This is a genomic window from Spirosoma sp. (genome assembly GCF_048594605.1).
In the GTDB taxonomy this organism is placed as follows: domain Bacteria; phylum Bacteroidota; class Bacteroidia; order Cytophagales; family Spirosomataceae; genus Spirosoma.
Window position 1 is genome coordinate 1 of record NZ_JBMDWV010000339.1, and the last position, 6,433, is coordinate 6,433.

The 6,433-nt window shown below is 48.5% G+C and carries 5 protein-coding genes; 3 read left to right on the forward strand and 2 right to left on the reverse strand.

Features of this window, described 5'->3' with window-relative positions; genetic code table 11:
- Positions 1–107 precede the first annotated feature (107 nt).
- Both ACOJS8_RS20575 and ACOJS8_RS20580 read right to left on the reverse strand, forming a co-directional pair.
- Positions 108–1,247: an efflux RND transporter periplasmic adaptor subunit gene (locus ACOJS8_RS20575; protein ID WP_420150431.1), complete on the reverse strand. Its 1,140-nt coding sequence runs from the start codon at positions 1,245–1,247 to the stop codon at positions 108–110.
- Between the two features lie 363 nt (positions 1,248–1,610).
- Positions 1,611–2,315: a TetR/AcrR family transcriptional regulator gene (locus tag ACOJS8_RS20580; protein WP_420150432.1), complete on the reverse strand. Its 705-nt coding sequence runs from the start codon at positions 2,313–2,315 to the stop codon at positions 1,611–1,613.
- A gap of 185 nt (positions 2,316–2,500) precedes the next feature.
- Between ACOJS8_RS20580 and ACOJS8_RS20585 the strand changes: the two genes are divergently transcribed.
- The 3 genes from ACOJS8_RS20585 (at position 2,501) to ACOJS8_RS20595 (ending at position 6,368) form a co-directional block, all read left to right on the forward strand.
- Positions 2,501–3,502, forward strand: coding sequence for an ABC transporter transmembrane domain-containing protein (locus ACOJS8_RS20585; protein WP_420150433.1), 1,002 nt, complete (start codon positions 2,501–2,503; stop codon positions 3,500–3,502).
- A gap of 68 nt (positions 3,503–3,570) precedes the next feature.
- Positions 3,571–4,929, forward strand: a complete 1,359-nt coding sequence (locus ACOJS8_RS20590; RefSeq protein WP_420150434.1) for an HlyD family secretion protein — start codon at positions 3,571–3,573, stop codon at positions 4,927–4,929.
- The gene (locus ACOJS8_RS20595; RefSeq protein WP_420150435.1) at positions 4,926–6,368 is read left to right on the forward strand and encodes a TolC family protein; all 1,443 of its coding nucleotides are present in this window, start codon (positions 4,926–4,928) and stop codon (positions 6,366–6,368) included. The genes ACOJS8_RS20590 and ACOJS8_RS20595 overlap by 4 nt, the downstream gene beginning before the upstream one ends.
- The last annotated feature ends 65 nt before the right edge of the window (positions 6,369–6,433 follow it).

A 6,433-nucleotide genomic window follows, 5' to 3' on the forward strand; every position in this document is an offset into this window, starting at 1 on the left:
GTTAATTTTGTAGAGACGCAATACGTTGCGTCTCCTGTGCGTCAGCAAAAACCATCCGGCAATAAACCGTCCGGTCAGGAGACGCAACGTATTGCGTCTCTACAGATTTAATTACTCGCTACTTTCGGACCATTAGGTAACGTAATCAACTTGCCAACTTTAACCGGCGCGTCGGGCTTAAGAAATAATAAGCCCGTTGTTGCCACCGTATCTCCTCGTTGTAAACCAGATAAGACCTGGATCGTACCTTCCGTCCGAAGCCCAGTCTTTATATCTTTAAAGAGGGCTTTCCCATTTTTTACAACAATTACCTGATTGTTACGGGTTTGCGGAATAACTGCCTGCGTAGGCACAACCAGACTCTGTTCATTCTGAACTGTCAACGTAACGCGGGCAAAAGTACCAGGCCGAAACCGTACTGATGAGTTATTGACACGTGCCCGAATGCGAAGGTTCCGGGTTTGTTCTTCCACACCTGGCTCAACGGCATATACAACACCTTGGCTTGGCTTCGTCGTTCCATCTACTAAAAACGAAACCTGACTCCCTGGATGTACGTACTGTCCGTATTTTTCAGGAATTGAGAAATCAAGTTTCAGCGACGAAACCTGTTGCAGGCGCGCAATCAATGTATTCGGTGACACCACCGCTCCTGCGCTTACGTTACGTAAACCAATCACGCCGGAAAACGGGGCCCGAATTTCCGTCCGTTGCAGATTGGCCTTTACTAACTCAATATCGGCCAGCGACGACCGTAGATTAGTGGTCACAATATCGTATTCCTGCTGACTGATACCTCCTCGTTCGAGCAACTGTTTGTTACGTTCCTCAGTTCGGCGGGCATTGTCTGCCTGCGCCTGAAGTTTCTGAAGCTGCGCCCGCAAATCCGCATCGAATAATTTTACTAACAAATCGCCCTTTTTTACGGGTTGACCTTCCTGAATATTTAGCTGAGTAATACGGGCTGAAATTTCGGGGTAAATGTCGACCTGTTCCGCAGCCAGCAACGAACCGCTGGCAACTACATCTTCCTGAAGCCGTTGGGAAATAACTACGAAACCATTAACGCTCGACGGGCCGCCCCCGCCAGGACCACCTCTACCACCAGGGCCTCCTTTTCCTTCTCCTCCTTTACCCCCACCTGAGCCGCCTGGTGATGCGCCAGGAGCGGGGTGTAATACCTTATTATACACAATTATCCCGCCGAGAACCAGAACGACGAGACCGATAGCAATCCATCTTTTCACAGAGTAAATATTTGCAGGAAGAACTAGAGATTTTAACGGCAGAAAAGCCACTATTGTTATAGAATGCAAAACTATCAAGGTTAGCGACTTTTTCAACACGCAAATGACCGAATATGAGTAGGTTCCATCCGCCTTTTTATACTTGCTCCATTCATAAAACACAGCCTTCTTATCCGTATAAATCCCTACCGTTAACCGCCCGGTTTTTGTCGGTAAAACAAGTTTATTACGTAGTTATGAACCAGATGCCTTTTAATCTTCTCGAAGAATTAATTGGACAGAATCAACGGTTCGTACAGGAAGTACTTAGTCAGACGGGCAACGCGACAACTAAAAAATCTTTCTGGTCAGACAGCTGTTCGGTCAGAAACAGTGCGGATCGGCATCCAGCGACGAGAAAAGCAAGTGCCTGACAAAAGTCAGTAGTTTGTCGGCTCCGGCTGGCTGGTCAGGATCGGTTACCCCAAAATCGGTCAATGAGGGTAAGTTCTGCATGAAAAAAGCCTGGTAGTGGGCTGTCTCAATAAGCGAACTGGCCCGCGACTGAGCGTAAGGGTAGTTGGGCCGATACTCCAGAATAAGGTCTGCAATTCGTCCGCACAGGTCTTTGTAAGGTTTAAACAACTGCTGCCGATTATCTTCTGTAACGTGATGAGTCAGATAGGCTTTACTGGACTCATGAATAACAATATTATGCAAAGCCCGAAGGTCAATGTCGTTTGCCAGCGGAGTACCAAGGTCAATCAATAGAATCAGTCGCAGAAGTCGTTCTAATTTTTCGCGGGGATCAATGAGATTGTTTGTCCGAAAAATAAGCTGGAAATCGAGCCATTGCCAATACCAGGTTACCAGATAGACCAGGAGTCGATGCTTATTTTCGAAATATCGGTAAATACTGGCTTCTTTAGTGCCGATGCGCTCAGCCAGCTTCTTAAACGTAGCGTCCTCAAAGCCAATTTCATTGAAAAGTAAAATTCCCTGTCTAACAATCCGCCGTCCTAATTCTGACCCTTCCGGATTGCGCAGAAATAGCCGCTCATTCATGCGGACGTGTACTGAGTACTCCATTGATCCTCTATTCTTGTCTCTTATGGAAATAATATCGGCAAAGTAAACAAACTTTTATGTGTATAAGTTATGTTTGTGAAAAAGATAGTAATACTATCAAGTGGTTAAATAGAGATTAAAATACTTTTAAGCGAACGCTAAATAAGCGAAAACCGTTTTATCAACCTGGAAATAAATTAAGTTAAATGGCTAGCGTACAGTCAATTGACCCGCCACCGACACCGCTTCAACGGCTGATTCGGCTACTATCAAATGAGAGAAAAGATATTGGTTATATCTATTTATACGCGTTTGTGACGGGACTTATCAGTCTTTCGTTGCCACTTGGTATTCAAGCCGTGTTTAATCTGGTGTCGGGTGGGCTGGTATTTAGCTCGGTTTATGTATTGATTGGGCTGGTAATCCTGGGGGTGCTGGTAACAGGCCTGCTGCTGGTTGCTCAAATGACGCTCGTTGAACTGTTGCAGCAGCGCATTTTTGCCAAAGCAGCTTTTGAGTTTACCTACCGTCTGCCGCGCATCCGACCCGATGCTTTTTCGGGGTATTACCCCCCTGAGCTGATGAACCGATTTTTCGACGTATTGACCATTCAGAAAGGGTTACCAAAGCTACTGATCGACTTGACGGCGGCTGCCGTGCAGATCGCCTTCGGTATTATTCTGCTGTCGGCCTATCATCCAATTTTCGTTGGGTTCGGCGTCTTCACTGTGCTTATTATCTGGCTGATTTGCCGTGTATACGGTCCAAAGGGTGTAACGACCAGCCTGAACGAATCCAAGTATAAATATAAAGTAGTGGATTGGCTTGAAGAGATGGCCCGCGACCTGCCAACGTATCGCTACAAGGCGGATCTGCTGGAACCGGTTGATAAAATGGATGATTTGGCGGCCAAATACATCGATTATAGAAACCAGCACTTTAGCGTATTGAAGCGCTTTTTTTACAGCGGTGTCGCGTTTAAAACACTCATAACGGGTGGTTTGCTTATTCTGGGAACAACGTTAGTAGTGGGCCGTCAGATGTCGCTGGGGCAGTTTGTGGCTGCTGAGTTGATCATTGTGCTTATCACTAATTCGGTAGATAAACTTATATCGGGTATTGATACCGTGTTTGATCTGCTCACCGCCGTCGAAAAAATTGGCTACGTAACGGATTTGCCATTGGAAGAAACAGGTGATGTAAAATGAATAATGGATAAGGTTTCAGACTTAGCCATCTATTCTACATTATCTATGTTACGTTATTCACTTAAAAAATGCTCAACCTATCAAATCATCGGGTAAACGAAGAATTATTTGCGAAGTATCCGCTTAAAACCCTTCACGCGCTGCCTGAGCCACACAGTGGGCGGAAGCTGGGGCGCTGGATGCTGTTTTTCCTGATTGTTGGTCTGGCTGTTATGTTTCTGCCCTGGCAGCAAAATATCAACGGCGAAGGAACCGTCACGGCCCTGACCCCTCAGGATCGTCCGCAAACCATTCAGAATGCTATTGCTGGCCGGATTGAAAAATGGGCGGTCAAAGATGGTGACTACGTTAAGAAAGGCGATACCCTACTCGTTATTTCTGATATTAAAGACGAATACTTCGACCCGAACCTGCCGCAGCGTCTGGGTGAACAACTTGACGCCAAAGAAGGTACTCGGGAGGCTACTGAAGCTAAAATCCAGGCATTGAACGGGCAGATTCAGGCGCTGAAGGAGGGGCTTACCGTCAAATTATCGTCGGCTCGCAACAAGGTTCGCCAGAGCGAATTCAAATTAGCAGCCGACGAAGCCGATCTGACGGCTATCCGGAAAAATTATCAGATCGCCCTCGACCGACTCGATCGTTTCGAGAAAGGTTACAAAAATGGCCTGTTCTCCCTCACCGACCTGGAAGCCCGTCGGCTTAAAGTGCAGGAAGACAACGCGAAAGTGATTTCGCAGGAAAATAAAGTAAACGTATCCCGACAGGACTTAGTAAACGCCCGTCTGGAGTTAACTACGATTCAGGCCGATTACAACGAAAAACTGGCCAAAGCCGAGTCGGATCGAAGTTCGGCAATATCGTACTTAGCTGAAGCGGGGGGCGAAGTGGCAAAGTTGCAGAATAAAATCAGCAGCGTAGAAGTTCGGCGTGGGCTATACGTAGTACGTGCCCCCCAGAATGGCTACGTCGTTCGCCCGGCCAAAGCGGGTATCGGCGAAACCATTAAGGAAGGCGAACCTATTGCTACGTTACAACCTGCTAACCCCCAATTAGCCGTTGAACTCTACGTTCGGGCGATGGACGTACCACTCATTCAGCGCGGGCGTATTGTCCGTATCCAGTTCGATGGTTGGCCTGCTATTCAGTTTGCGGGCTGGCCTACTGTTTCGGTCGGTACGTTTGGTGGACGCGTAGAGGTGATCGACGCCGTGAGCAGTGCCGCCGGAAAATACCGGATACTGGTTCGTCCGGTACAGCAACCGGGCGACCAGCCCTGGCCTACCCAACTGCGTGTAGGATCGGGCGTATATGGATGGGTCATGCTCGATGATGTACCGATCTGGTACGAAATCTGGCGACAACTGAACGGTTTCCCACCAAGCTTGCAGGAAGAACCAAAAGACGAAAAAGGAGCGAAAAAATGATACGTTGGTTTTTAGGATTGTGGTTTGCCGTTTGTGCTGTATCGTTGCCGGTAAGTTCAGGGCAGGCACAGTCTGTACCTTCACTATCCGATACGTCTGTTTTTTCAGCATCGGTATTTTACGAACTAATCCGGCAACATCATCCGCTGGTGAAACAGGCTCAGCTATTTAGTGAAGAAGCGCGGCAAGTGCTGGTTCAGGCACGGGGCGCGTTCGACCCCAAACTGGTCATGGCCTATAACCGAAAGGAATTTGGTAACGATTTATATTACGATCACTGGCAGAACAAATTAGCCGTTCCAATATGGCCGGGCGGTATTGATCTGAACGTATCGTACGACCGCAACAAGGGGCGTTATATCAACCCCGAAGAACGCACACCTGCCTCGGGGCTAAGTGGTGTTGGTATTACGGTTCCCCTTGGACAGGGGCTGCTCATGGATAGCCGCCGGAATACCCTTCGACAGGCTCAACTGGCTCAGAATCTGGCCGCTGCCGATCGGCTGAAACTCATTAACAAAACCTTGTTCGACGCTGCCAAGACGTATTGGGAGTGGTATCTGGCGTACCGACAGCAGCAGCTTCTGGCCGAGGGCCATGATCTGGCCAGCCGCCGTTTTCTGGCCCTGCGCGAACGGGCTCTGCTTGGCGATGCTGCTATCATCGACACAACGGAGGCTCTTATTACGGTACAGGATCGGTTGGTACAGCGGCAGCAGGCTGATGTTGAGGAACAAAATGCCCGCTTGCGGGTCAGTACGTTTTTGTGGAATCAGAGCGGCCAGCCAGTCGAACTGCCTGCTGGAGCAAAACCGCAGGAACCTTTACTGGCTAAACCAGATGATAATTTGTTCAAAAACCTGCTGGACCGTGCAATGGAGCAACATCCTGATCTGGTAAAACTGACGGTGAAAAATCAACAGTTGACTATAGAGGAGCGTTTTCGACGGGCTATGGTCCAACCGCAGATTGTGCTCAATGCCAGTATACTAAGCGAAACGCCGACGGTCGATGCGGGGTACGACTGGAGCAGTTACTACGCCTTTCGTCCGCAAAACCATAAGCTTGGTGTCGATCTGGTATTCCCTCTTTTTTTGCGGAAAGAACGGGGAAAACTTCGCGAGGTTCAGGTGAAAAACCAGCAGGTCGTACTCGAACGCCAGCAAACAAGTCGGGATATTGCCAACACCGTACAGGCTGCGCATAATCAGTTGCGCGCATTGGCAGATCAGGCGATTGTTCAGCAGCGAACGATTCAGCAACAGCAGGTTTTGCTCCAGGCCGAACAGCAAAAATTTGACTTGGGCGAGAGCTCGCTGTTCCTGGTAAACTCCCGCGAAACCAAGCTCATTGACCTTCGCCTGAAAGGGGAGGAGCTAAAAACCAAATACCAGAAAGCCATAGCCGAATTGTATTTCGTAGCAGGCACATCAGAATGATCTGTTTCTTCATGGCATCAAACCGACTGCGACCTCGCCGGAAACGAACGTGGCCTGTGATGGCG

Coding starts and splice junctions, on each gene's coding strand:
- ACOJS8_RS20580 (WP_420150432.1), bottom strand. CDS start 2,315: ATGGAGTACTCAGTACACGTCCGCATGAATGAGCGGCTATTTCTGCGC.
- ACOJS8_RS20585 (WP_420150433.1), top strand. CDS start 2,501: ATGGCTAGCGTACAGTCAATTGACCCGCCACCGACACCGCTTCAACGG.
- ACOJS8_RS20590 (WP_420150434.1), top strand. CDS start 3,571: ATGCTCAACCTATCAAATCATCGGGTAAACGAAGAATTATTTGCGAAG.
- ACOJS8_RS20595 (WP_420150435.1), top strand. CDS start 4,926: ATGATACGTTGGTTTTTAGGATTGTGGTTTGCCGTTTGTGCTGTATCG.